This is a genomic window from Streptomyces sp. NPDC016677 (assembly GCF_055562815.1).
On the sequence record NZ_JBVHEO010000006.1, the window covers coordinates 1 to 22699 of the forward strand.

The 22699-nt window shown below is 73.0% G+C and carries 18 protein-coding genes; 5 read left to right on the forward strand and 13 right to left on the reverse strand.

Annotated elements, in window-relative coordinates:
• Positions 1 to 416: 416 nt before the first annotated feature.
• A complete protein-coding gene (locus tag ACZ3IG_RS18390) occupies positions 417 to 1424 on the reverse strand; it encodes a stage II sporulation protein M (protein ID WP_467433169.1) in 1008 nt (335 codons plus the stop codon).
• Between the two features lie 127 nt (positions 1425 to 1551).
• On the opposite strand from ACZ3IG_RS18390, the gene ACZ3IG_RS18395 reads away from it, so the two are divergent.
• Positions 1552 to 2541 carry an RDD family protein gene (locus tag ACZ3IG_RS18395; protein ID WP_467433171.1) on the forward strand — a complete coding sequence of 330 codons (990 nt, stop codon included), beginning with the start codon at positions 1552 to 1554 and terminating at the stop codon, positions 2539 to 2541.
• A 16-nt stretch (positions 2542 to 2557) separates the two neighbouring features.
• Here the strand turns inward: ACZ3IG_RS18395 and ACZ3IG_RS18400 are convergent, their stop codons facing one another.
• The 9 genes from ACZ3IG_RS18400 to ACZ3IG_RS18440 all read right to left on the reverse strand — a co-directional run bounded on the left by ACZ3IG_RS18400 (position 2558) and on the right by ACZ3IG_RS18440 (position 12658).
• A complete protein-coding gene (locus ACZ3IG_RS18400; protein ID WP_467433172.1) occupies positions 2558 to 3172 on the reverse strand; it encodes a hypothetical protein in 615 nt (204 codons plus the stop codon).
• Between the two features lie 162 nt (positions 3173 to 3334).
• Positions 3335 to 4792 (reverse strand): adenosylhomocysteinase, encoded by a 1458-nt coding sequence (gene ahcY / locus ACZ3IG_RS18405; RefSeq protein ID WP_467433174.1) that lies wholly within the window; start codon positions 4790 to 4792, stop codon positions 3335 to 3337.
• A 301-nt stretch (positions 4793 to 5093) separates the two neighbouring features.
• On the reverse strand, positions 5094 to 6074 hold the full coding sequence (locus tag ACZ3IG_RS18410) for a cation diffusion facilitator family transporter (protein ID WP_467433176.1): 981 nt from the start codon (positions 6072 to 6074) through the stop codon (positions 5094 to 5096).
• Between the two features lie 160 nt (positions 6075 to 6234).
• Positions 6235 to 7386, reverse strand: coding sequence for a mannose-6-phosphate isomerase, class I (gene manA, locus ACZ3IG_RS18415; RefSeq protein ID WP_467433178.1), 1152 nt, complete (start codon positions 7384 to 7386; stop codon positions 6235 to 6237).
• Between the two features lie 80 nt (positions 7387 to 7466).
• Positions 7467 to 8594, reverse strand: coding sequence for an SIS domain-containing protein (locus ACZ3IG_RS18420; RefSeq protein WP_467433180.1), 1128 nt, complete (start codon positions 8592 to 8594; stop codon positions 7467 to 7469).
• Positions 8595 to 8655: 61 nt separating this feature from the next.
• A complete protein-coding gene (locus tag ACZ3IG_RS18425; protein WP_467433181.1) occupies positions 8656 to 8826 on the reverse strand; it encodes a Trm112 family protein in 171 nt (56 codons plus the stop codon).
• A gap of 176 nt (positions 8827 to 9002) precedes the next feature.
• Positions 9003 to 10376: a phosphomannomutase/phosphoglucomutase gene (locus ACZ3IG_RS18430; protein WP_467433182.1), complete on the reverse strand. Its 1374-nt coding sequence runs from the start codon at positions 10374 to 10376 to the stop codon at positions 9003 to 9005.
• Between the two features lie 120 nt (positions 10377 to 10496).
• A complete protein-coding gene (locus ACZ3IG_RS18435) occupies positions 10497 to 12113 on the reverse strand; it encodes an L-lactate permease (RefSeq protein ID WP_467433184.1) in 1617 nt (538 codons plus the stop codon).
• A 125-nt stretch (positions 12114 to 12238) separates the two neighbouring features.
• Positions 12239 to 12658 carry a DUF3499 domain-containing protein gene (locus ACZ3IG_RS18440; protein WP_215165051.1) on the reverse strand — a complete coding sequence of 140 codons (420 nt, stop codon included), beginning with the start codon at positions 12656 to 12658 and terminating at the stop codon, positions 12239 to 12241.
• 316 nt (positions 12659 to 12974) lie between these two features.
• Between ACZ3IG_RS18440 and ACZ3IG_RS18445 the strand changes: the two genes are divergently transcribed.
• Complete coding sequence (locus ACZ3IG_RS18445; RefSeq protein ID WP_467433692.1) at positions 12975 to 13424, forward strand: metallopeptidase family protein; 450 nt, start codon at positions 12975 to 12977, stop codon at positions 13422 to 13424.
• Positions 13425 to 13476: 52 nt separating this feature from the next.
• Here the strand turns inward: ACZ3IG_RS18445 and ACZ3IG_RS18450 are convergent, their stop codons facing one another.
• From ACZ3IG_RS18450 to ACZ3IG_RS18460, 3 genes are all read right to left on the reverse strand, one after another.
• Positions 13477 to 14946, reverse strand: a complete 1470-nt coding sequence (locus tag ACZ3IG_RS18450) for a DUF5719 family protein (protein ID WP_467433186.1) — start codon at positions 14944 to 14946, stop codon at positions 13477 to 13479.
• Entirely contained in the window at positions 14943 to 18731 is a 3789-nt protein-coding gene (locus tag ACZ3IG_RS18455; RefSeq protein WP_467433189.1) for a glycosyltransferase family 2 protein, read from the reverse strand. Before ACZ3IG_RS18455 ends, ACZ3IG_RS18450 begins: the two co-directional genes overlap by 4 nt.
• Positions 18732 to 18916: 185 nt before the next feature.
• Entirely contained in the window at positions 18917 to 19180 is a 264-nt protein-coding gene (locus ACZ3IG_RS18460; protein ID WP_003975777.1) for a WhiB family transcriptional regulator, read from the reverse strand.
• Between the two features lie 675 nt (positions 19181 to 19855).
• Between ACZ3IG_RS18460 and ACZ3IG_RS18465 the strand changes: the two genes are divergently transcribed.
• The 3 genes from ACZ3IG_RS18465 to ACZ3IG_RS18475 are packed head-to-tail and all read left to right on the forward strand — an operon-like array spanning position 19856 to position 22650.
• Complete coding sequence (locus ACZ3IG_RS18465) at positions 19856 to 20356, forward strand: cysteine dioxygenase (RefSeq protein ID WP_467433190.1); 501 nt, start codon at positions 19856 to 19858, stop codon at positions 20354 to 20356.
• Between the two features lie 33 nt (positions 20357 to 20389).
• The gene (cofD, locus tag ACZ3IG_RS18470) at positions 20390 to 21349 is read left to right on the forward strand and encodes a 2-phospho-L-lactate transferase (protein WP_215165043.1); all 960 of its coding nucleotides are present in this window, start codon (positions 20390 to 20392) and stop codon (positions 21347 to 21349) included.
• Entirely contained in the window at positions 21346 to 22650 is a 1305-nt protein-coding gene (locus tag ACZ3IG_RS18475; protein ID WP_467433194.1) for a coenzyme F420-0:L-glutamate ligase, read from the forward strand. The genes cofD and ACZ3IG_RS18475 overlap by 4 nt, the downstream gene beginning before the upstream one ends.
• The last annotated feature ends 49 nt before the right edge of the window (positions 22651 to 22699 follow it).

The following is a 22699-nucleotide window of genomic DNA, read 5'->3' on the forward strand; positions in this document are numbered from 1 at the left end:
TTTTGGCACGCTGTTGAGTTCTCAAGGAACGGACGCTTCCTTTGTACTCACCCGAGAGACTCTCTCAGGCTTTCCTCCGGGCGCTTCCCTTCGGTCTTGCGTTTCCGACTCTATCAGATCCTTTTCCGATCCGATTTCCTCGGTGCTTTCCAGGTTCCCGCTTCCGCGTTTCCCTTTCCGGCGTTTCCGACTCTATCAGAAGTTCTCGGCCGGTTTGACCGGCGATTCGTTTCCGATTCATCGAGGATGGCTTCTTCGAATCTCGTAAGGGATCGAGAAGCTGGTAGATACTCTCAGTCACCTTGGGGCAGGGCCTCCAGCAGGCAACTGTTTGAATCTACCTCCCCGCTCCTGCCGTGTCAACGGCTCTTGTGGGGCGAAGAGGAGATTAGCAGCTCAACAGGTGTGCGTGCACATCAGGCGGCCGTCGGCACGGTGGCGCTGCGCTCTGTGGCGTCGACGTCACCGGTCGTTCCGGCACGCGCGGCTCGGCCGCCGAGGATGTAGACGTAGGCGAGGAAGGCCAGTTCTGCCAGGACTCCGATGGTCAGGCGGGCCCAGGTGGGCAGGCCGGACGGGGTGACGAAGCCTTCGATGGCTCCGGAGACGAAGAGCACCAGCGCCAGGCCGATCGCCATGCCGATGGCGGCGCGCCCTTCTTCGGCGAGGGCGGTGCGGCGGGTGCGCGGACCGGGGTCGACGAGGGTCCAGCCGAGACGCAGGCCGGTGCCCGCTGCGACGAAGACGGCGGTCAGTTCGAGCAGGCCGTGCGGGAGGACGAGGCCGAGGAAGGTGTCCAGGCGGCCGGCCGACGACATCAGGCCGAAGCCGACACCCAGGTTGAGCATGTTCTGGAAGAGGATCCAGATGACCGGGAGGCCGAGGAAGACGCCCAGGATCAGGCAGAGGGCGGCGGCCCAGGCGTTGTTCGTCCAGACCTGGGCGGCGAAGGAGGTCGCCGGATGGGTGGAGTAGTACGCCTCGTACTGGCCGCCCGGGCGGGTGAGCTCGCGCAGTTCGTTCGGGGCCCCGATGGTGGCCTGTACCTCGGGGTGGGTGCCGATCCACCAGCCCAGGAGGGCTGCCACGGCTGTGGAGAGGAGCGCGGTGGGGACCCACCAGTGGCGTGTCTTGTAGACGGCGGCCGGAAAGCCGTGGGCGAGGAAGCGGGTGACGTCGTGCCAGGAGGCGCGTCGGGTGCCTGTCACGGTGGCACGCGCGCGTGCCACGAGCTGGCTGAGCCGGCCGGTCAGCTGAGGGTCCGGGGCGCTGGACTGGATCAGTGACAGATGGGTGGCCGTGCGCTGGTAGAGGGTGACGAGTTCGTCGGTCTCCGCGCCGGTGAGGCGGCGCCGGCGCTTGAGCAGGGCGTCGAGGCGGTCCCACTCCGCTCGGTGGGCGGAGACGAAGACGTCGAGGTCCATCGGTGTGCCTGCTCCTGGGCTCTCGTCGGGGCTCGTCGTGGATCAGCTTGTCGTACTGCGGCGCGATGCGCTCTCAGCTTGGCAGACTGGCCATGTCGGGGGCGGGTCAGGGGAAGGGCGGCAGGGCGTGAGTGAGCTGGTGACCGGCGAGGCGGTGGCGTTGGAACTGCGCCCCGCGAAACTGCCCAGCAGGGCGCTGGCGGTGCTGCTCGATCTGGCGGTGGCCGTGGCCGTCTACGTGGCGGTGACGATCGCGCTCGTCGTCGCCACGGCGTCCCTGGACGAGGCGGCGCAGACAGCCTTGTCGATCGCCGCGTTCGTTCTGCTGCTGGTGGGCGTGCCCATCGCGGTCGAGACGCTCAGCCAGGGGCGGTCGCTCGGCAAGTTGGCGTGCGGACTGCGGGTGGTGCGGGACGACGGCGGGCCGATCGGGTTCCGGCACGCGCTGGTGCGCGGTCTCATCGGGGTGGTCGAGATCCTGATGACCTTCGGGGTCGCGGCCTGTATCGCCTCGCTGGCGTCGGCGCGTGGGCGGCGGATCGGGGATGTGTTCGCGGGCACGCTGGTCGTGCGGGAGCGGGTACCGGCCGCACTCGGCGGATTTGTGCCGCCGCCTCCGCCGTGGCTCGCGGGGCGGTTCTCAGGGCTGGACCTGTCGGCCGTGCCGGACCATCTGTGGCTGGCCGTGCGGCAGTACCTGACGCGGATGCACCAGCTGGATCCGCGGGTGGGCCAGGACATGGCGGGACGGCTCGCCGGTGATCTCGCGGCTCGTACGGGGGTGCCCGTGCCGCAGGACGTCCCGGCGGCCGCCTATCTGGCGGCTGTGGTGCGGGAGCGGCAGGCCCGGGAGGCGCGGCGGGCTTTCGCGGCCGGTGCGGCCGGCGTCCCGGGCCCTGGCGGGGAGGCCTGGCCGTCCGCGACGGGCATCGGGGCTGCGGCCGGGGCCGCCGGTGGGTTCGGGCCGTCCGCGATACGGCCTTCGGAGCCGCCACACGGGGCCGCAGGGCCGTCTGACGGGGCCGCGGAGCCGTCGGGTGCCGGGCAGCGACCGGCGGTGTCGGAGGGGGCTCCGGCGGAGAAGCGTCCGGGTACCGGGTTCGTGCCGCCCTCGTAGGGGCGTGGTGGCCGGGTCAGGGGAAGACGGACGGCGGTGATTCGAGGTCCTCGAGCTCGACGCCGGGGGCGGCCAGGACCACGTCGCCGGCGAGGTGCACGGTGTGCTGCTCACCCGTGTCCAAGGCTGTGACCTGGTATTCCTCCACGGTGAGGGGGCCACTGTCAGTGGCGTGTGCTTCTCTTTTCAGCAAGGCCCAGGACTGGTCCACGGTGCGGGGGGCGAGGACCGGTTCCGTGAGGGCTACGAGGCGTACGCGGGTTGCTGACGGGGAGGGGGTGAGGCGCAGGAGGCGGGCGGTGGCGACGAGGAAGGCCGGGGAGGTGCCGGTGAAGGCGTGGGCGCGCACATTGCCTTCGGTGGCATGGGTCCCGGTGGCGTCGGAGCGGACCCAGGTGACGCCGTCGAGGGCGGCGCCGCGGACCTGCCAGTCGGCGGCGTGGAGTTCGAGGCGGATGGGGCGGCCGAGTTCGTCGAGGGTGAGGTCGACGGAGCCGCTGTGGTCTCCGGTGGGTGTGACCGACTGGGAGACGTAGCGCCAGCCGGAAGGGCCGGGGGCGCACTGGAAGTGTTCTTCCGCGAGGGGGGTGTGATCGTGCGGATCGTGGAGCGAATAACGGCCGCGGGGCATGGGGGTCCTGGGTCGTGACGGGCTGGGCCGGCGCTGCCGGTCCGCCGACGGGGCAGGCCCCCGGCACGGGGGTGCGGGGGCCTGCCTCGGAGGACCTGCGGTGCGGTGAGCGTGTCAGTGCACGGACACGCTCACGCACGCTCACGGCGAGCCGGGGCCGGCTCAGTAGCGGTAGTGGTCCGGCTTGTACGGGCCCTCGACCCGCACACCGATGTACTCGGCCTGCTCCGGACGGAGCGTGGTCAGCTTGACGCCGAGGGCGTCGAGGTGGAGCCGGGCGACCTTCTCGTCGAGGTGCTTGGGCAGCACGTACACGTCGGTCGGGTATGCGTCGGGCTTGGTGAACAGCTCGATCTGCGCCAGCGTCTGGTCCGCGAACGAGTTGGACATCACGAACGACGGGTGACCGGTCGCGTTGCCCAGGTTCAGCAGGCGGCCCTCGGACAGCACGATCAGAACCTTGCCGTCCGGGAAGGTCCAGGTGTGCACCTGGGGCTTGACCTCGTCCTTGACGATGCCCGGGATCTTCGCCAGGCCGGCCATGTCGATCTCGTTGTCGAAGTGGCCGATGTTCCCCACGATCGCCTGGTGCTTCATCCTGGCCATGTCCGAGGCCATGATGATGTCCTTGTTGCCGGTCGTGGTGACGAAGATGTCGGCCTTGTCGACCACCTCGTCCAGCGTGGTCACCTGGTAGCCGTCCATCGCCGCCTGGAGCGCGCAGATCGGGTCGATCTCGGTGATGATCACCCGGGCGCCCTGCCCGCGCAGGGACTCCGCACACCCCTTGCCCACATCGCCGTACCCGCAGACGACCGCGGTCTTGCCACCGATCAGCGTGTCGGTGGCCCGGTTGATGCCGTCGATCAGGGAATGACGGCAGCCGTACTTGTTGTCGAACTTCGACTTGGTGACCGCGTCGTTGACGTTGATCGCCGGGAACAGGAGGGTGCCCTCACGCTGCATCTCGTACAGCCGGTGCACACCCGTCGTCGTCTCCTCCGTGACACCGCGGATCTCCGACGCCAGCTGGGTCCACTTCTGGGAGCCGTCGGTGATGGTGCGGTTGAGGAGTTCGAGGATGACGCGGTGCTCGTCGGACTCGGCGGTGTCGGGCGAGGGGACCTTGCCGTCCTTCTCGTACTCGACGCCCTTGTGAACGAGGAGGGTGGCGTCGCCGCCGTCGTCCAGGATCATGTTCGGGCCGCCGGTGGGGCTGTCCGGCCAGGTCAGCGCCTGCTCCGTGCACCACCAGTACTCCTCCAGGGTCTCGCCCTTCCAGGCGAAGACCGGGACGCCCTGGGGGTTGTCCGGGGTGCCGTTCGGGCCGACGGCGATGGCGGCGGCCGCGTGGTCCTGGGTGGAGAAGATGTTGCAGGAGGCCCAGCGGACCCGGGCGCCGAGGGCGACCAGGGTCTCGATGAGGACGGCGGTCTGCACGGTCATGTGCAGGGAGCCGGTGACGCGGGCGCCGGCGAGGGGCTGGGCCTCGGCGTACTCCTCGCGGATGGCCATGAGGCCGGGCATCTCGTGCTCGGCGAGGGTGATCTCCTTGCGGCCGAAGGCGGCCAGGGAGAGGTCGGCGACCTTGAAGTCCTGCCGGTTGTCGACAGTCGTCATGACGAGCTGCTCCTCGGGATCGGGTCGAGGTGGATACGGCTGATCTGCGCGGCGGCGGACACAGGGGTGCCCGAAGAGGACACAGGCATGCCCGGTGCGCGCAGCGCAGTCCGTCGGAGGCCCTCTCTCCCTCGGCCGGCCCGTGTCCGGGCCGCCCGACCGCCATCAGCAGCGACGTCTGGCTCCGTCCCAAGCTACACCGGTGGCCCCCGCCGTCCCCAGTCCGCCTCCGCACACATCCGGCCGATCACGGAAAGCGGCCCGCCGGGGGTGCCGGCGGGCCGCGGGGAGCGGGGGTGGGTCAGTGGCCGGCGGGTGAGGTGGCCGGGCCGCCGGGGGTGGCTTCGCGGTCGGCGCCCTTGGCCGCTTCGGCCTCGCTGTAGATGTCCGGCTCCAGGTAGATCACGCGGGCGATCGGGACGGCCTCCCGGATACGGGCCTCGGCCGCGTCGATGGCGGCGGCGATCTCGGTGGCCGTGCCGTCGTGGCGGACGGCGATCTTGGCGGCGACGAGGAGTTCCTCGGGGCCGAGGTGGAGGGTGCGCATGTGGATGATGCCGGTGACGGTGTCGCCGGCGACGATCGCGGTCTCGATCTTCTCGACCGCCTCGGTGCCGGCGGACTCGCCCAGCAGCAGGGACTTGGTCTCGGCGGCCAGGACGAGCGCGATCAGGATGAGCAGGACGCCGATGCACAGGGTGCCGATGCCGTCCCAGACGCCGTTGCCGGTGAGCAGGGCGAGGCCGACGCCGCCGAGGGCGAGGACGAGGCCGACGAGGGCGCCGAGGTCCTCCAGGAGGACGACCGGCAGCTCGGGTGCCTTGGCGCGGCGGACGAACTCGGTCCAGGACTGCTTGCCGCGCAGGGCGTTGGACTCCTTGATGGCCGTCCGGAAGGAGAAGCTCTCCGCGATGATCGCGAAGACCAGGACGCCCACCGGCCAGTACCAGTGCTCCAGCTCGTGCGGGTGCTTGATCTTCTCGTAGCCCTCGTAGAGCGCGAACATGCCGCCGACCGAGAACAGCACGATGGAGACGAGGAAGGCGTAGACGTAGCGTTCGCGGCCGTAGCCGAAGGGGTGCTGCGGGGTGGCCGCGCGCTGGGCGCGCTTGCCGCCGAGCAGGAGCAGTGCCTGGTTGCCGGAGTCCGCGAGCGAGTGAACCGACTCGGCGAGCATCGATGACGAGCCACTGAAGAGGAACGCCACGAATTTCGATACCGCGATGGCCAGATTGGCGGCCAGCGCCGCCACGATCGCCTTGGTCCCGCCTGACGCGCTCATGTGTCGCGTTGTCCCTTCGCCTTCGTCTGCCCGCGCGTGCCGTCTGCCCGCGCGTGCCGCCCGGGGCTCGGCCGTTGCCCGGCTTTGCCCGTCCTTTGCGGTGGGCCATTGTTGCAGCCCGGTCGGGCGGCGGCGCGCGGACCGGGCTGCCGTGTCCGCGTCACACCCGGACGGTGGCCCGGAAGACCGTTCCCGTACCCGACACTTGGGCTTTTTCACCCGCCGGGACGAAAACGGAGGCGCCGGGGGTCAGTTCCTGGTCGCCCGCGCGGACGGTGCCCGCCGTGCACAGGAGGATCTGCGGGGCGGGGCGGGTCAGGTCGTGGGCGTGGGTGCCCTCGGCGAGGACGTGGCGGGAGAGGCGGAACTCGTCGATGGGGGTGTCGTAGACCTCTTCGCCGTCGGGGGACGCCTCGGGGCGCAGGACGCCGGGGTCGGCGGGCTGGAAGCGGACGATGCGCAGGAGCTCGGGGACGTCGACGTGCTTGGGGGTCAGGCCGCAGCGCAGGACGTTGTCGGAGTTGGCCATGATCTCGACGCCGAGGCCGTTCAGGTAGGCGTGCGGGACGCCGGCGCCGAGGTAGAGGGCCTCGCCGGGCTGGAGCCGGACGTGGTTGAGGAGCAGGGCGGCGAGGACGCCGGGGTCGCCCGGGTAGTGGTGGGCGATGTCGGCGTAGGGGGCGTACGGGCCGCCGAGGCGGGCGCAGGCGGCGGCGGTCTCGGTGACCGTGCGGGACATCTCCGCGGGGTCGGCCGTGAGGACGGCGGTGAGGACCTCGCGCAGGGCGGCGTCCTCGGGGTGGGCGCGCAGCAGGTCGGCGTACGGCTTGAGGGAGGGGACGCCGAGGCCGTCGAGGAGGCCGGCGGCCTCTTCGGGGGCGCGGAAGCCGCACAGGCCGTCGAACTCGGTGAGGGCGCAGATCAGTTCGGGCTTGTGGTTGGCGTCCTTGTAGTTGCGGTGAGGGGCGTCGGCCGGGATGCCGCGCCGCTCCTCGTCCTCGTAGCCCCGGCGAGCCTGGTCGAGGTCGGGGTGGACCTGGAGGGAGAGCGGGGCGCCGGCGGCGAGGATCTTGAGGAGGAAGGGCAGCCGGGGGCCGAACCTGGCGACGGCGGCGGGGCCCAGTTCCCGCTCGGGGGCTGCCGCGATGACCTCGTCGAGGGTGCCGCGGCCGGTGCGGGAGGGGGCGCCCGGGTGAGCGCCCATCCACATCTCGGCCTGGGGCTCGCCGGTCGGCTCGGTGCCGAGCAGGGCGGGGAGCGCGGTGGTGGAACCCCAGGCGTAGGGGCGGACGGTGTTGACGAGGCGGTCCATGGCGTTTCGTGGGCTCTCTCTGCCGGCTTCTTGCTTCGACGGGTCCGCGCGGTGCTCCGGCGGACGGTTCGCCTACGAGATCAGGCGCCGGAAGCGAGCGCCAGGTAAACGGCGGCGAAATCTGTGATGGCGATCAGTTCGGCGAGGGTTTCCAGTTCGCCGCCGGCCTCGGGTTCCAGTTCGCTGATCGGCGTGTCGTGGCCGAGGGCCAGGTCGCGGGCGGCGGGGGCGGCGGTGAGGCCGCCGATGGGGCGGTCGCGCAGCAGGACGACGCGGGCGTGCAGGGCGGACGGCTCTTCCACGCGGTCGCGGAAGAAGTCGTCGGGGTCGGCGCCGGCGGCGAGCGGGCCGGCCAGCAGGACGCTGTGGGCGGCGAGGGCCTCGGGGAGTTCGGCGACGACGGCCGGGGTGCCGGAGAGTTCGGCGAGCGCGGCGGCGAAGCGGCGGCCGGCGGGGCCGGCGGAGGTGCCCTCGGTCCATACGACCGGGAGGGCGTCGGCCAGTTCGGCCGCGAGGGTCTTGGCCGGGTTGCCGTACGTCGCGATGGCGGGCCCGCAGCGTTCGGCGACCTGGTCGAGGCGGTCGGCGACCTTCTCCAGGGCGTCGGGCGGGGCGGTGAGCAGGCCGACGCGGTCCAGGAGGGCGAGGAGGGGGGTGAGCAGGGCCCACAGGACGCCGGGGGCGGAACCGGCGAGGGGTTCTTCGTGGTCGTAGGGGGCCGTCGCCATCGGGAGGAACATGCCGTGGGAACCGGCGACCGTCTCGCTGAGCGGGGAGCCGGGCGGGGCTACGGCGACGACCGTGCAGCCGCGCCGGTAGGCGGCTTCGGCGAGCAGGGACAGGCCGGGCTCGGTGCCGTCGGGGGTGGCGATGAGCAGCAGGTCGACGGAGCCGGCCCAGCCGGGGAGGTCCCAGCGCAGGGCGCCCGCGGCGGGGGCCACGCCGCTGGGGGCGAGGCGGGTGACGGGGCTGCCGGGGCCGGCCAGCGTGCCGAGGAGGTCGGCGGCGTGGGTGGCGGCGGCGCCGGGGCCGGCGATGAGGACGGCGCGGGGGCGGCCGTCCGGCTTGAGGCCCCCGACGCCGGTCTCGGCGGCCAGCCGGGCGGCGGTGCGGACGCGGGCACCGGCTTCGGCGGCGCCGCGGAGCAGGCCCCGGCGGTCGGCGGCGGCGAGTCCTTCGGGGTGGTCGAGCAGCGTTTCGTCGAGCATGGCGGCAGGCTCCGATCGCCGGAGAGTTCAGGTCGCGGGGGCCGGTGTCCGGGCGGCCCGGCTACTCGGGGCGGCGGGCCTCGTCGATGAGGAGGACGGGGATGTCGTCGCGTACCGGGTAGGCCAGGCCGCAGTCCTGGCCGGTGCAGACGAGTTCGGCGTCCTGCTCCTTGAGGGGGGCGTGGCAGGCCGGGCAGGCGAGGATCTCCAGGAGGCCGGCTTCCAGTGGCATGAGGTTCCTTCGGGTGGCTGGCGTTGTGTGGATGTGCTGGTCAGGGTACCGCCGACGGGGGGTGGATCGGCCGGGTGACGTCCTTTGCTGCGCCCTGCCAGGGGGCTCTGCCCCTGGCCCCCTGGCCGTTGTCCACCCAACCGCCCGACTCGGCTCGCTGGGACGTTCCGTACAACCTAGCCCCGGATGATCGCCAACGCCTCGTCCCGGATCTTCGTCATCGTCGCCTCGTCGCGGGCCTCCGCGTTCAGGCGCAGCAGGGGCTCGGTGTTGGAGGGGCGGACGTTGAACCACCAGTCGGCCGACGAGACGGTGAGGCCGTCGAGGTCGTCCAGGGTGACGTCGTCGCGGCCCTCGTAGGCGGCTCTGATCGCGGCCAGGCGGGCCGTCTGGTCGGCGACCGTGGAGTTGATCTCGCCGGAGCCGGTGTAGCGGTCGTACGCGGCGACCAGGGCGGACAGGGGGCCCTGCTGGCCGCCGAGGGCGGCCAGGACGTGGAGGGCGGCCAGCATGCCCGTGTCCGCGTTCCAGAAGTCGCGGAAGTAGTAGTGCGCGGAGTGCTCGCCGCCGAAGATCGCGCCGGTGCGGGCCATCTCGGCCTTGATGAAGGAGTGGCCCACGCGGGTGCGGACCGGGCTGCCGCCGTTCTCGCGGACGATCTCCGGGACGGACCAGGACGTGATCAGGTTGTGGATGACCGTGCCGCTGCCGCCGTGCCGGGCGAGTTCGCGGACGGCGACCAGGGCGGTGATCGCGGACGGCGAGACCGGGTCGCCGTTCTCGTCGACGACGAAACAGCGGTCGGCGTCGCCGTCGAAGGCGAGGCCCAGGTCGGCGCCCTCCTCGCGGACGCGCTGCTGGAGGTCGACGAGGTTGGCCGGGTCGAGGGGGTTGGCCTCGTGGTTGGGGAAGGTGCCGTCCAGTTCGAAGTACATCGGCACCAGGTCGAGGGGGAGGCCGGCGAAGACGGACGGGACGGTGTGGCCGCCCATGCCGTTGCCCGCGTCGACGACGACCTTCAGCGGGCGGACGGCGGTCAGGTCGACCAGTGCGCGCAGGTGGGCCGCGTAGTCGGCCAGCGTGTCACGGCGGGTCACGGTGCCCTGCCGGGCCGCCGGTTGCGGGCCGCCGGCCGCGGCCCAGCCCTCCACCAGGGCGCGGATCTCCGCGAGGCCGGTGTCCTGGCCGACCGGAGCGGCACCCGCGCGGCACAGCTTGATGCCGTTGTAGCGGGCCGGGTTGTGCGAGGCGGTGAACATGGCGCCCGGCAGATCCAGCGCGCCGGAGGCGTAGTAGAGCTGGTCGGTGGAGCACAGGCCGATCTCGGTGACGTCGGCGCCCTGGGCCGCGGCCCCGCGCGCGAAGGCGCCGGAGAGGCCGGGGGACGAGGGGCGCATGTCGTGGCCGGTCACGACGGCGCTCGCGCCGGTCATCCGGACGAAGGCGGCGCCGAACAGCTCGGCCGTCGTCTCGTCCCACTGGTCCGGGACCACTCCGCGCACGTCGTACGCCTTCACGATCTGCGACAGATCGGACAGATCAGCAGTCACGGGCCAGCCTTCCTGGAATTCCTGTCGGTGATCAGGTGAGTCGGTGATCAGCGGTCCGGCCGACGGACAGGAGTCCCGTCGGTGGTCACAAACTACCCGGCGCCACTGACAGCCCCGTCGTCAAGGCAGCATCCACCCCAGGACCGGCGAGGACTGGCCGACCACGATCAGGCACATCACCAGCAGCAGGCCCAGGCTCCAGGGCAGCACCTTGCGCAGCAGGTCGCCCTCGCGGCCGGCGAGACCGACGGCGGCGCAGGCGATGGTGAGGTTCTGCGGGGAGATCATCTTGCCGAGAACGCCGCCGGAGCTGTTGGCGGCGGCGAGCAGTTCGGGCGACAGGCCCGACTCCCGCGCGGCGGTGACCTGGAGGGCGCCGAAGAGCGCGTTGGCGGAGGTGTCGGAGCCGGAGACGGCGACGCCGAACCAGCCCAGGACCGGGGAGAGGAAGGCGAGTCCGGCACCGGCCGCCGCGACGAAGTGGCCGATGGTGGCGGCCTGTCCGGAGAGGTTCATGACGTAGGCGAGGGCCAGGACGGAGGTCACGGTGAGGAGGGCGAAGCGCAGTTCGTGGACGGTGGCGAGCCACTCCTTCACCGCCACGCGCGCGTGCACGCCGATGACGAACGCCGTGGCCACGCCCGCGAACAGCACCAGCGTGCCGCCGGTGGAGACGATCGGCCAGGTGAAGACGTTGCCGCCGACCCGCTCGCCGTCCGGGCCGGCGACGTCGAGGAAGGGCCAGTCGTACGTCCGGGTCGTCCCGGCCAGCCAGTCCTTGACCGCCGGGATCTGCGCGATCGAGAAGACCGCGACGATCAGCGCGTAGGGGGCGTAGGCGCGGACGACCTCCCGCGCGGGGTCGCGTTCGTCGAGTTCCTCGCTGCGCGCGCCGGTCAGGACGGCGGTCCGCACGGGTTCGGCGGCGGGCCGCCGCGCGTGCGGTACGGCGACCAGGGCGCCCGCTCCGGCGAGGGCGGCGCCGATGTCGGCGAGCTGGGCGGAGACGTAGTTGGAGGCGGCGAACTGGGCGACGGCGAAGGCCGTTCCGCAGACCAGCGCGGGCACCCAGGTCTCGCGCAGTCCGCGCCGTCCGTCCACCAGGCCGACCAGGACCAGGGGGACGACCAGGGCGAGCAGCGGCGTCTGACGGCCCACCACGGAGGCGACGTCGTCCAGCGGCAGCCCGGTCACCTGGGCGAGGGTCACCACCGGTGTCCCCATCGCCCCGAACGCGACCGGCGCGGTGTTGGCGACCAGGGACACCACCGCCGCGCGGACGGGGTCGAAGCCGAGCGCCACGAGCATGACCGAGCAGATGGCGACCGGCGCCCCGAACCCGGCGAGCGCCTCCAGGAGGGCGCCGAAGCAGAAGGCGACGACGAGCGCCTGGATGCGCGGGTCGTCGGAGAGACGGCCGAACGACCGCCGGAGGATGTCGAAGTGCCGGGTGCGGACGGTCATGCGGTACACCCACAGGGCGTTGACCACGATCCACAGGATGGGGAAGAGGCCGAAGACGGCGCCCTGGACGCCGCTGGAGAGGGTCTGGCCGAGCGGCATGCCGTAGGCGAGCCAGGCGACCAGGACGGCCGCCAGCAGGCCCGTCAGGCCCGCCAGGTGGGCCTTCATCCGCACGCCGCCGAGCAGGACGAGGACGAGCACCAGGGGCAGGGCCGCGACCAGGGCGGACAGGCCGAGCGAGCCGGCGACGGGTTCGAGCTCCTGGACGTACACGGGCGCCTCCCCGGTTCCGCCATGCGAAAGCGATCTCTCGCCGCTGACCTACTCGGACGAAATCGTCGTGTCCGCGACAAGGACGCGTCAATGGGCGTGCGGCAACAAGTCCGCGGCGGAGCGGCTCAGTTGTCCGGCGACCGCAGAACCCTCAGGTGCCCGCGCCGGGCGACCTCCATCGGGTCGGCCGACCGCGCCCCGCCGGCCTCCGCGGCCCGCTCCTGGGGCCGGGCCGCCTCGCGCACCGCGTTCGCCAGCGCCTCCAGGTCGTCGCCGCTGGGGCGGGCCGGGGCGGAGCCGTCGAGGAGCCGGACGACCTCCCAGCCGCGCGGGGCGGTGAGGCGCTCGGAGTGCTCGGCGCACAGGTCGTAGCAGTGCGGTTCGGCGTAGGTGGCGAGCGGGCCGAGGACGGCGGTCGAGTCGGCGTAGACGTACGTCAGCGTCGCTACGGCGGGACGGCCGCAAGCGGTGCGCGAACAGCGACGTACAGGGCTCACGATGTTGGACGGTACCGCACTCTTGAGCGGGCCGCGACGACTCCCCACCGGGTCACTCCACCGTGTCGCGGTGTGAGACGCCCCACACACCCGTCCGGGCCGGCTCCGCTGACCTGCGTGGACGCCGCCCGCCGCGCTGCCGGGCGGGCCGGAAACCCGACATGATCCCACACAAAACCCACCAATCGCCCCACCCTCCCGGCCCCCGGTCGGGCCGCCGGTCGGCCCCCGGGAGATACCGGAGAGATACGGAATCGAGCCCCGACCTTGGCTTGAACGGTCGCCTCCCCGCGCGCCGCCGACGGTCCCGTGTCCGGTGTGGAGCCCGCCGCCGGGGCCCCGCGAGGACTACCCTTCACCAGTGATGGACAACCCCGTGACGCCCCGCGACGCCGCCCCCGGCCCCCGCCGCCGTGACCGCCACGGCCGGGGCATGCGCGGCCCGATCGCTCCCCCGCAGGTACCGCTCGCCGCGAGCCGCGGTGATGTGTTCCGGGACCTGGTGGAGGACTCCGTGGAACGGCTGGAGCGGCGGTGGCCGCAGCTCGCCGACATCGATTTCCTCGTCATGGAGGTGCCGCGGCCGGACGAGAGCGGCGAGGCGTGGAGCGACGAGGCCGTGCCGCTGGGCCGCACGGTGCCCGCGCGGGACGGCCGGCGGGCGCGGGTGGTGGTGTACCGGCGGCCGGTCGAGATCCGTACCAAGGGACGGGACGAGCGGGCCATGCTGGTGCACGAGGTCGTGGTCGAACAGGTCGCCGACCTGCTGGGGCTGACGCCGGAGACGGTCGATCCGCGCTACGGCGAGGACTGAGCCACCGCGGCGCGGGCCGCCATCCTGCCTGCCGCCGTCGCCCCCGGCCCCGTCACTTCTGAAGGACCGACAGGTCCTCCTCCGCCTGCGGCACCGACACCGTCCCCCGGTCGTCCGGGAGGGTCTGCGTGGTGAAGGCCGAGACGCCGTCCTCCGTCGCCGTCAGCGTGCGGGCCGCGTACACCGGGCCGCCCGACACCGGCTCGACCGTCAGGGCGTAGGTGCCCTTCAGGCCCTCGGGGACCGGGATCTCGACGTTCTGGGTGGTGCCGCCCTTGATGGTGTACGTCTTCGTCGCCCGCGTGCCGCCCTCGCTGCCCGCCGACGCCGTGACCTCGACCTTCGCGGCGCCCTTGGGGGCCGTGACGGACAGCGTCGTCCCCTTGGCGCGGTTGTCCACCGCGGTAGCGCGGGTCTCGACCGGGCTCGTGGCGGGGATGAACGCGGTCTCCTGACCGGAGTTCTTCCCCCGGACCACGCGGGCCGCCGCGACGACGGGTACGGACCGGTCGGTGGGCGTCAGCACGAGCGAGCCGGCCTCGCCCCGGGTCACGTCCGCGAGGTCGACGGCGGTCGTCATGCCCGCCTTCACCCGCACCGTCTCGTATCCGGCGGGGGTGATCAGTCCGGACGGGGAGGCGAGCTGCACCTTGAGGTCGGCGTCGGTGTTCCCGGGCGTGAACACCACCAGCCGTACGTCCTCGGCGTCCTCCGGGATACCCGGCAGGACCAGGCTGCCCGCCGGGTCGGTGGACGCGGCGAGCCAGTCGCCGCCCAGCTTCTCGTGCAGGGCCTGCACGGCGGCGCCGACCCGGCCGCTGCGGACGCCGACGTGCACGGTGAGGTCGGACTCCGCCTCCTCGCTGAGCGTGGACAGCAGGATCGACTCGGTGGCGTGCGGCTTGACGGTGATGCCCTCCCCCACCGTCGACTCCACGGCGCCGTCCTTGCCGTACAGCTCGATGTCGACCACGGCGGCCGAGTCGTCCGGGTTGGTCAGGTGCATGTAGTCGGTGCGGCCGGGATCCGTGCTGGCGCCGGGGAACCAGAATTCGGTGTCCGCCTGGGCGCAGTTGAGGCCGAGGAGTCCGCGTCCGGTGCCGGCCGCGACCTCCGTGGTCTGCTGCACGGTCCAGCCGGGCGCGAACCTGCCCTCCGCCGTGCCCATCAGGGCGGGCTCCCCGCCGCCGGTGACCTCGGTGGTGACCGGCGTGCCGGGCTCCTCCGACTTCAGTACGGCCTTGGCGTCCTGTTCGCCGTCCTGCTCCCCGGCCGCCGTCAGCCGCGCCTCGCCGTCGCTCCCGGTGCCCTCGGTGACGGGCGTGAAGGACGTGTACGTGGTCTCGGCGAGGTCGGAGGTGCTGGGCGCCGGGCACACCAGGCCGGTGCGCTCGACGGGCAGCAGCGCGGCCGACCCGGCCGGGTCGGTGCCGGTGGCCTCCGGGGCGGAGACCACCGCGAACCCGGTGACGGCGGCGAGCGCGGCCGTACCGGAGATGAGGGACAGGGTGGTGCGCTTCACTGCTGACTCCCGTCGGGACGCTCACTGCCCGTGCCGTGACGGTGCGGGGGCTGCGCCGGGTCGTACGGCGCCTCGTGGCCTCCTTGGCCCTGGCCGCCCTGCCCCTGGCCGCCCTGGCCCTGGCCGTAGGTCTGGTCGAAATCCTGCCCGTAGTCCCGGGCGTACCCCTGGCCGTACGCCTGGTCGTACCCCTGACCGCCGTACCCCTGGTCGTAGCCCTCCGCGCCGCCCTGGCCGCCATAGCCGTACGGGTCGTACGGGCCGCCCTGGTGCTCCTCTCGCGGGTACGGGACCTCCTGGTACGCGCCCGCCGGGTACGGCTGCGGCACCTGCTCGTAGGCGTCGGCGGTGTCGGCGGCTTCCGTCGCGTACTGCTCCTGGTGCTGCGGCGCGCCGTAGGCGTCGTACGTGCCGCCGCCCGCGTCCGTCTGCCAGTCGTCGTAGGACTGCTGCCGGGGGATCGCCGCGGGGGTCTCCTCGGCCTCGGGAAGCGGCTGTTCCTCGTCCGCTTCCGTCTCGGCCTGTGCGCGCAGCCGCCGGGCCCGGCGGCCCTCGCCGGCCAGGGCCTCCGCCGGGACGGCCGGCTCGTCGGGCAGGTCGTCGTCGACGTCGCGGCGCCGCCCGGGCAGGGCGAGGACGACGAGGACGACGGCGAGCAGGCCCTGGGCCCACAGCCAGGCGGTGCGGGTGAGCGGCTCGTCGTAGGTGACGTCCAGCTTGCCGCCGGCCGCCGGGAGTTCGAAGCCCTGGGCCCAGCCGTCGACCGTGGTGCGGGTCAGCGGCTCGCCGTCCAGGGTGGCGGTCCAGCCGGCGTCGGCCGTGTCGGCGAGGCGCAGGACGCGGCCCTCGGTGCCGGCCTCGATCGTGGTGTGGATCTCGACCGGTCCGGCGGCGACCGGCTCGGGCGTCTTGGACCCGGTGACGACGGTGGCCCGCGCGACCTCCTGGTCGACCCGCCACAGGCCGCTGCCGTCCTGCTGGCTGAGCCGGCTCAGGCCGGGAGTGGTGTCCAGAACGCGGGTGACCTCGCGGGGCGCCCCCTTGTGGACGAGGACGTAGCGCACGGCGTAGCCGCCGAGCTGGTCGGCCTGGTCGGCGCCGGAACCGGCGACGAGGTTGGCGACGACCTTGCCGAGGCCGCTGTCCGAGCCGGCGGCGGCCAGTTCGGCGTCGCCGAGGCGGGCGCCGGAACCGCGCACCAGGGTGTAGCGCACGTGGTCGGCGGAGTCGCTGTCGAGGACGAGGGTGCGGGCCTGGTCGCGGCCGCCGCTCTCCTCGGCGACGAACGCGGGCACCTGTACGGGATCGCGCCGCTTCAGCGGGCCGTCGGCGCCGCCGATGACCCAGGTCGCGGCGGCGATCAGCGGTCCCACTGCCGAGGCCAGGGCGATCAGCACGGCGACCGGCTGGCGCCAGCCGAAGCTCTGTTCGGCGACCCGCGCGCGTGCCCCGTCCGCGCCGAGGGCGGCGGCGGACAGCAGGGCGACGCCGTAGACGAGGGTGGCCGGACCGGCCCAGGCGGAGCCGTTGGACAGGACGGCGAAGACGAGGCCGGCCAGGGCGGCCACCCAGGCCGTCCGGATGCCCAACTGCCGCTCGGAGCGCAGCAGGGCGGCCAGCGCGGCCAGCACGATGCCGAGGAGCAGCACCCCGCCGACCGTGCCGGGGCCGCCGGGGCTCGCGCCGAGCAGGTCGAGCGCGGAGGCGGCCGAGGAGCCGTACTCCAGGCCGGCCTCCTGGAAGAAGCCGAACGGGAGCAGCGACAGCGACCAGGGGGCGAGCAGCAGCAGCGGGGTGCCGAGCTGGGTGAGGAAACGGAGGCCGTAGGCGGTGATCTCGCCGCGGCGCAGGACCAGGACGCCGATGCCGAGGACCAGCGCCACCGGCCACACCACGGGGGTGAAGGCGGTGGTGACGGTCAGCAGCAGGGCGTAGGCCCAGGTGGCCCGCCAGGTGCCGCGGCCGCCCGCGGGGCGGGTCAGGCCGGCCGCCGCGACGCCCGCGCGGGCGATCAGCGGCAGCAGCACGGCGAGGATCGCGGTGCCGATCCGGCCGCCGGCCAGGGCGCCGGTGGCGGCGGGCAGGAAGGCGTAGACGACCGCCGCCCAGGCGCGCAGCAGCCGGGAGGTGACCAGCGGGCGGGAGGCGAAGTACGCGGTGAGGCCGGCCAGCGGGACCGAGCAGACCAGCAGGAGGGTGACGGCGAGTCCGGTGGAGCCCAGCAGTACGGAGGCGAGCAGGGCGACGACGGCCAGGTAGGGCGGTGCGGAGGCGGTGCCGCCGGCGCCGACCGCGTGCCAGGAGCCGGCGTAGCGCGACCACAGTTCGCCGGCGCCGTCCGGTGCGGGCAGCAGGGCGCCGCCGGCCAGCACGCCACTGCCCAGCAGGGCGCGGCAGGCGGCCAGCGAGACCAGCAGCAGCACCAGGAAGAGCACCGGGCCGGGCTTGCGGGCGATGCGCTTGAGGCGGGCGAACTGCTCGATCTCCAGGAAGTCGGCGTCGTCGCCGCCGGGTCCGGACTCGACGGCGCCTCCGTGCCGTCCGGCGCCCGAGGTCACCTCGGCGTCGGAGCGGCTGGTGAAGCTGCCCGCGGCCTGTTCGACGGTGGCCCGGATGGTGGCGCCGGGCGGCGGGAACAGGGCGCGCAGCTCGTCCTTGTCGATCTGGGGGCGGCCTCTGACGCGCCGTCCGGCGAGGATCCGCTCGGGGCGCAGCACCACGCTCAGCAGGCCGCTGACCTCGTCGAGGGCCTGTCCGGGCACCTTGCCGACGAGGTAGGCGAGGGTGCGCAGCAGCGTGCCGAGGACGATGCGGAACAGCGTCCAGGGCAGGGCGGCGGTGCGGGTGTTGACGAGCAGGGTGTGGACGGCGCCGGCCTTGTCGACCTTGTGCGGTGAGGCGGTGGTGCGCCCCGCGCAGTCGACGGCGCGGCGCTCGCGGGAGGCCGCCTCGGCGTGGCGTACGACCGCCTCGGGGGCGACGAGGACGCGGTGCCCGGCGGCGTGGGCGCGCCAGCACAGGTCGACGTCGTCGCGCATCAGGGGCAGGCGCCGGTCGAAGCCGCCGAGCGCCTCGAAGACGTCGCGGCGCACCAGCATGCCCGCGGTGGACACCGACAGCACGCTGCGGACGTGGTCGTGCTGGCCCTGGTCCTGCTCGCGCCGGTCCAGGCCGGTCCAGCGGCGGCCGGAGTTGGCGATGGAGACGCCGACCTCCAGCAGTTGCCGCCGGTCGTACCAGCCGCGGAGTTTGGGGCCGACGACGGCGACGTCCTCGCGGCCGAGGCCGTACTCGTTGTCCACGACGCGCAGCAGCTGGGCGAGGGCGTCGGGTTCGGGGGCGCAGTCGTCGTGCAGCAGCCACAGCCAGTGCACGGGCTCCCCGTGGGGGAGGTCCGGCAGGTCGTAGGCGTCGTCGCGCCAGGTGCGCGTGACGGGGTCCCAGCCGCTGGGCCGCTTCAGGTACGGCAGGTCGTCCGGCGTGAGGACGGGGGCGGTGCGGGCGGCCTCCTCGACGGCCTGGCCGAAGCCGGTGCGCCGGGCGAGGTGCAGGACCCGGTCGTCGCCGAGCGCCTCGGTGACCAACTCGGCGGACGCGTCGGCGCTTCCGGTGTCGGCGGCGACGGCGTACTGGACGGGCCGTTCCTGGCCGAGCAGGCCGGACAGCGCGTCGGGCAGCCAGCGGGCTCCGTCGTGGGAGACGAGGACCGCGGTCACCACATGACGCGGGAACTCAGGTGAGGCAGCGGTGTCGTGATCTGCTGCCGTGTGGCTGTGCACGGACATCGAGGTACGGGCCCCGGTTCGGTGGACTGCGGTGGACGCCGGTGCCCGGTGGGAAGGGCGGGGCGTCTCGGACGAGCGCCCACACTATCGGCTGGCCATGAGGACGGCCCGCCGCCTGTGGACAACCCACCCGCGACGGGCCGTTCGTCTGCCTATGCCCGGTTGTCCCGCGCTGACGGCGCGCGTCAGACCGCCGCCTTCTTCAGCCGGCGGCGCTCCCGCTCGGACAGACCGCCCCAGATGCCGAACCGCTCGTCGTTCGCCAGGGCGTATTCGAGGCACTCGGAGCGCACCTCGCAGGCGAGGCAGACCTTCTTGGCCTCCCGGGTGGAGCCGCCCTTCTCGGGGAAGAAGGACTCGGGGTCGGTCTGGGCGCACAGCGCGCGCTCCTGCCAGCCGAGTTCCTCGTCCGCGTCGTCGACCAGCAGTTGCTGCACCAGCTCGGTCATGTGCGCCCCTCGTCTGTCTTCGCGTCCCCGTGATGTGGTCGTTACCGATTCCGGCTGAACGACACGAGTGAAATTACAAGTGTGCTGCTCCGGGCGAGTCAAGCCGAGATCTGCTATTGAGCCCCTTATTCACTCTGCGGAACCAAGGCCGAGCGGAAAGTGTTCAAATCGGCATAAAGCTCGACACACCGACCAGGCCCGCAAGACCGCCACCCCCGTCACAGGGGAGGACGCCCCGGCGTCCGGTCCCGTTCCTGCGCACGCACCGAAGCGGCCTTGATCACATTCGGATCACAGGATCGCAACGGGGGTTGTGCGCCCGGCTCGTGCGCCATGTGTCCCGGAGGCCGGGTGAGCAAACCTTTCATCTTTCAGGTGAACCGGATGAGGTGAACCATGTCCCACATTTCGGGCGTCGAGTTGACAGTGCAGGTGTGAGCCGCTGTCCTTGTGGGCATGCTCGCGAATTCGGCACACACCTCGACCCGCTCCGCCGGGTCCCACGGTGCTGCCCGCGCTCGCTGTAGCTGTCGCTGTTCCGGCTGTTGAGCCAAGCCCGCTCCGGCCGCCTCCGGGTCCACTCGACCCGCCTCGCGTTCTCCCGCCCCACCAGGGCGCCCTTGCCCTCACCGCACTCGTCCTCCCCGCACTCTTCCGCCGAGGAACCACCCACCCATGAACAGCGACAGCGACCTGCAGATCGCCGGCGACATCCTCGAAGTACCGCACCTGCTGCAAGCACCGCGCGAACACCCGTCCACGGTGGCCGAGTTCGCCGGCCTGGCCCGCTCCGTCGCCGCGGACCGCGCCCAGTGGGAGCACCTCGTCCGCTACGACGCCCTCTCCCGCTGGTACCACCGGCTGCGCACCGGCCCCGGCTACGAGGTGTGGCTGCTGTCCTGGGTGCCCGGCCAGGGCAGCGGACGGCACGATCACGGCCCGTCCTCCGGGGTGCTGACCGTCCTGGACGGCACGCTCACCGAGCACAGCCGGCGCGGCACGCGCGCGTTGCGGCCGGGCGCGCAGCGGGTGTTCGCACCGGGCTACGTGCACGAGGTGGTCAACGAGACCCTGGAGCCGGCGGTCAGCCTGCACGTCTACCACCCGGGCCTGACCGACATGACCGTGTACGCGGCGCACTCGGCGCGCTGCGCGCCCGCCCCGGCGACTGCCTGACGCGTTGTCGTACCCGCCTGCCAGACTGGGCGCATGCGCATTGTGGTTCTGGCAGGCGGCATCGGTGGTGCCCGGTTCCTGCGCGGTCTGAAGCGGGCCGCGCCGGACGCGGAGATCACGGTCATCGGCAACACCGGCGACGACATCCACCTCTTCGGGCTGAAGGTCTGCCCGGACCTCGACACGGTGATGTACACGCTCGGCGGCGGCATCAACGAGGAGCAGGGCTGGGGACGGACCGACGAGACCTTCCACCTCAAGGAGGAACTCGCGGCCTACGGCGTCGGCCCCGAGTGGTTCGGCCTGGGCGACCGCGACTTCGCCACGCACATCGTGCGGACCCAGATGATCTCCGCCGGTTACCCGCTCAGCGCGGTGACCGAGGCCCTCTGCGACCGCTGGCAGCCCGGCGTACGCCTGCTCCCGATGACCGACGACCGCGTGGAGACGCACGTCGCCGTCGAACTGGACGGCGAGCGCAAGGCGATCCACTTCCAGGAGTACTGGGTACGGCTGCGGGCCTCGGTCCCCGCCGAGGCGGTCGTCCCGGTCGGCGCCGAGCAGTCCAAGCCGGCCCCCGGCGTCCTCGAAGCGATCGCCGACGCCGACGTCATCCTCTTCCCGCCCTCCAACCCGGTCGTCTCCGTCGGCACGATCCTCGCCGTGCCCGGCATCCGGGAGGCGATCGCCGAGGCGGGCGTGCCGGTGGTCGGCCTGTCTCCCATCGTCGGGGACGCGCCCGTGCGCGGCATGGCCGACAAGGTCCTCGCCGCCGTGGGCGTCGAGTCCACCGCCGCCGCGGTCGCCGAGCACTACGGCTCCGGGCTCCTCGACGGCTGGCTGGTCGACACCGTCGACGCGGACTCGGTCACGCGCGTGAAGGCCGCCGGCATTCTCTGCAAGGCCGTCCCGCTGATGATGACCGACGTCGACGCCGCCGCGCGGATGGCGCGGGAGGCGCTGGAGCTGGCCGAGGAGGTGCGGGCGGCTTGAGCGAGGGGAACGGATACCGGGTCTGGGCGGTGCCCGGACTGCCGGAGGTACGGCGGGGCGACGACCTGGCCGAGCTGATCGCCGCCGCCGAGCCGGGGCTGGCCGACGGGGACGTGCTCCTCGTCACCTCCAAGATCGTCTCCAAGGCCGAGGGACGCGTGCTGAAGGCCGCCGACCGGGAGGCGGCCATCGACGCGGAGACGGTACGGGTGGTCGCCCGGCGCGGCACGCTGCGCATCGTCGAGAACCGCCAGGGCCTGGTCATGGCCGCGGCGGGCGTCGACGCCTCGAACACCCCCGCCGGCACCGTCCTCCTCCTGCCCGAGGACCCCGACGCCTCCGCCCGCGCCCTCCGCGACGGGCTGCGCGACCTTCTCGGTGTGACGGTCGGCGTCGTCGTCACCGACACCTCCGGCCGCCCCTGGCGCTCCGGGCTCACCGACGTGGCGATCGGCGCGGCCGGCGTCCGCGTCCTCGACGACCTGCGCGGCGGCACGGACACCCACGGCAACCCCCTCGCCGCCACCGTCGTCGCCACCGCCGACGAGCTGGCCGCCGCGGGCGACCTGGTCAAGGGCAAGGTCACCGGGCTGCCGGTCGCGGTGGTCCGCGGCCTGCCGCACACCCTGACCGAGGACGACGGCGAGGGCGCCCGCGCCCTGGTCCGCGGCGCCCGCGACGACATGTTCCACCTGGGCACCTCCGAAGCCGTACGGCAGGCGGTCACCCAGCGCCGTACCGTACGGGCGTTCACGGACGCTCCCGTCGACCCCGGCGCGGTCCGCCGCGCGGTGGCCGCGGCGGTCACGGCACCGGCCCCGCACCACACCACGCCCTGGCGGTTCGTCCTCCTGGAGTCACCGGAGTCCCGCACCCGGCTGCTGGACGCGATGCGGGACGCCTGGATCGCGGACCTGCGCCGCGACGGCAGGAGCGAGGAGTCGATCGCCAAGCGGGTCCGCCGCGGCGACGTCCTGCGGAACGCGCCGTACCTCGTCGTCCCCTGCCTGGTCATGGACGGCTCGCACACCTACGGGGACGCGCGGCGGGACGGCGCGGAGCGGGAGATGTTCGTGGTCGCGGCCGGCGCGGGCGTGCAGAACCTGCTGGTCGCGCTGGCCGGCGAACGGCTCGGCTCCGCGTGGGTGTCGTCGACGATGTTCTGCCGCGAGGTCGTACGGGAGGTCCTGGACCTGCCGGCCGGCTGGGACCCGATGGGGGCCGTCGCGGTCGGCCACCCGGCGGAGGAACCACGCCCGCGGCCGGAGCGCGACCCCGGGGCCTTCATCGAGGTGCGCTGACCGGATCGGCCGGCGAGCGCCTACCCTCGTAGGGAACTCTCACCCCATC

Excerpts from the sequence above, each read along its gene's own strand:
- ACZ3IG_RS18390 (WP_467433169.1), bottom strand. The coding sequence starts at position 1,424 with ATGGACCTCGACGTCTTCGTCTCCGCCCACCGAGCGGAGTGGGACCGC.
- ACZ3IG_RS18400 (WP_467433172.1), bottom strand. The coding sequence starts at position 3,172 with ATGCCCCGCGGCCGTTATTCGCTCCACGATCCGCACGATCACACCCCC.
- ahcY (WP_467433174.1), bottom strand. The coding sequence starts at position 4,792 with ATGACGACTGTCGACAACCGGCAGGACTTCAAGGTCGCCGACCTCTCC.
- ACZ3IG_RS18410 (WP_467433176.1), bottom strand. The coding sequence starts at position 6,074 with ATGAGCGCGTCAGGCGGGACCAAGGCGATCGTGGCGGCGCTGGCCGCC.
- manA (WP_467433178.1), bottom strand. The coding sequence starts at position 7,386 with ATGGACCGCCTCGTCAACACCGTCCGCCCCTACGCCTGGGGTTCCACC.
- ACZ3IG_RS18420 (WP_467433180.1), bottom strand. The coding sequence starts at position 8,594 with ATGCTCGACGAAACGCTGCTCGACCACCCCGAAGGACTCGCCGCCGCC.
- ACZ3IG_RS18425 (WP_467433181.1), bottom strand. The coding sequence starts at position 8,826 with ATGCCACTGGAAGCCGGCCTCCTGGAGATCCTCGCCTGCCCGGCCTGC.
- ACZ3IG_RS18445 (WP_467433692.1), top strand. The coding sequence starts at position 12,975 with ATGGACAACCCCGTGACGCCCCGCGACGCCGCCCCCGGCCCCCGCCGC.
- ACZ3IG_RS18455 (WP_467433189.1), bottom strand. The coding sequence starts at position 18,731 with ATGTCCGTGCACAGCCACACGGCAGCAGATCACGACACCGCTGCCTCA.
- ACZ3IG_RS18460 (WP_003975777.1), bottom strand. The coding sequence starts at position 19,180 with ATGACCGAGCTGGTGCAGCAACTGCTGGTCGACGACGCGGACGAGGAA.
- ACZ3IG_RS18465 (WP_467433190.1), top strand. The coding sequence starts at position 19,856 with ATGAACAGCGACAGCGACCTGCAGATCGCCGGCGACATCCTCGAAGTA.
- cofD (WP_215165043.1), top strand. The coding sequence starts at position 20,390 with ATGCGCATTGTGGTTCTGGCAGGCGGCATCGGTGGTGCCCGGTTCCTG.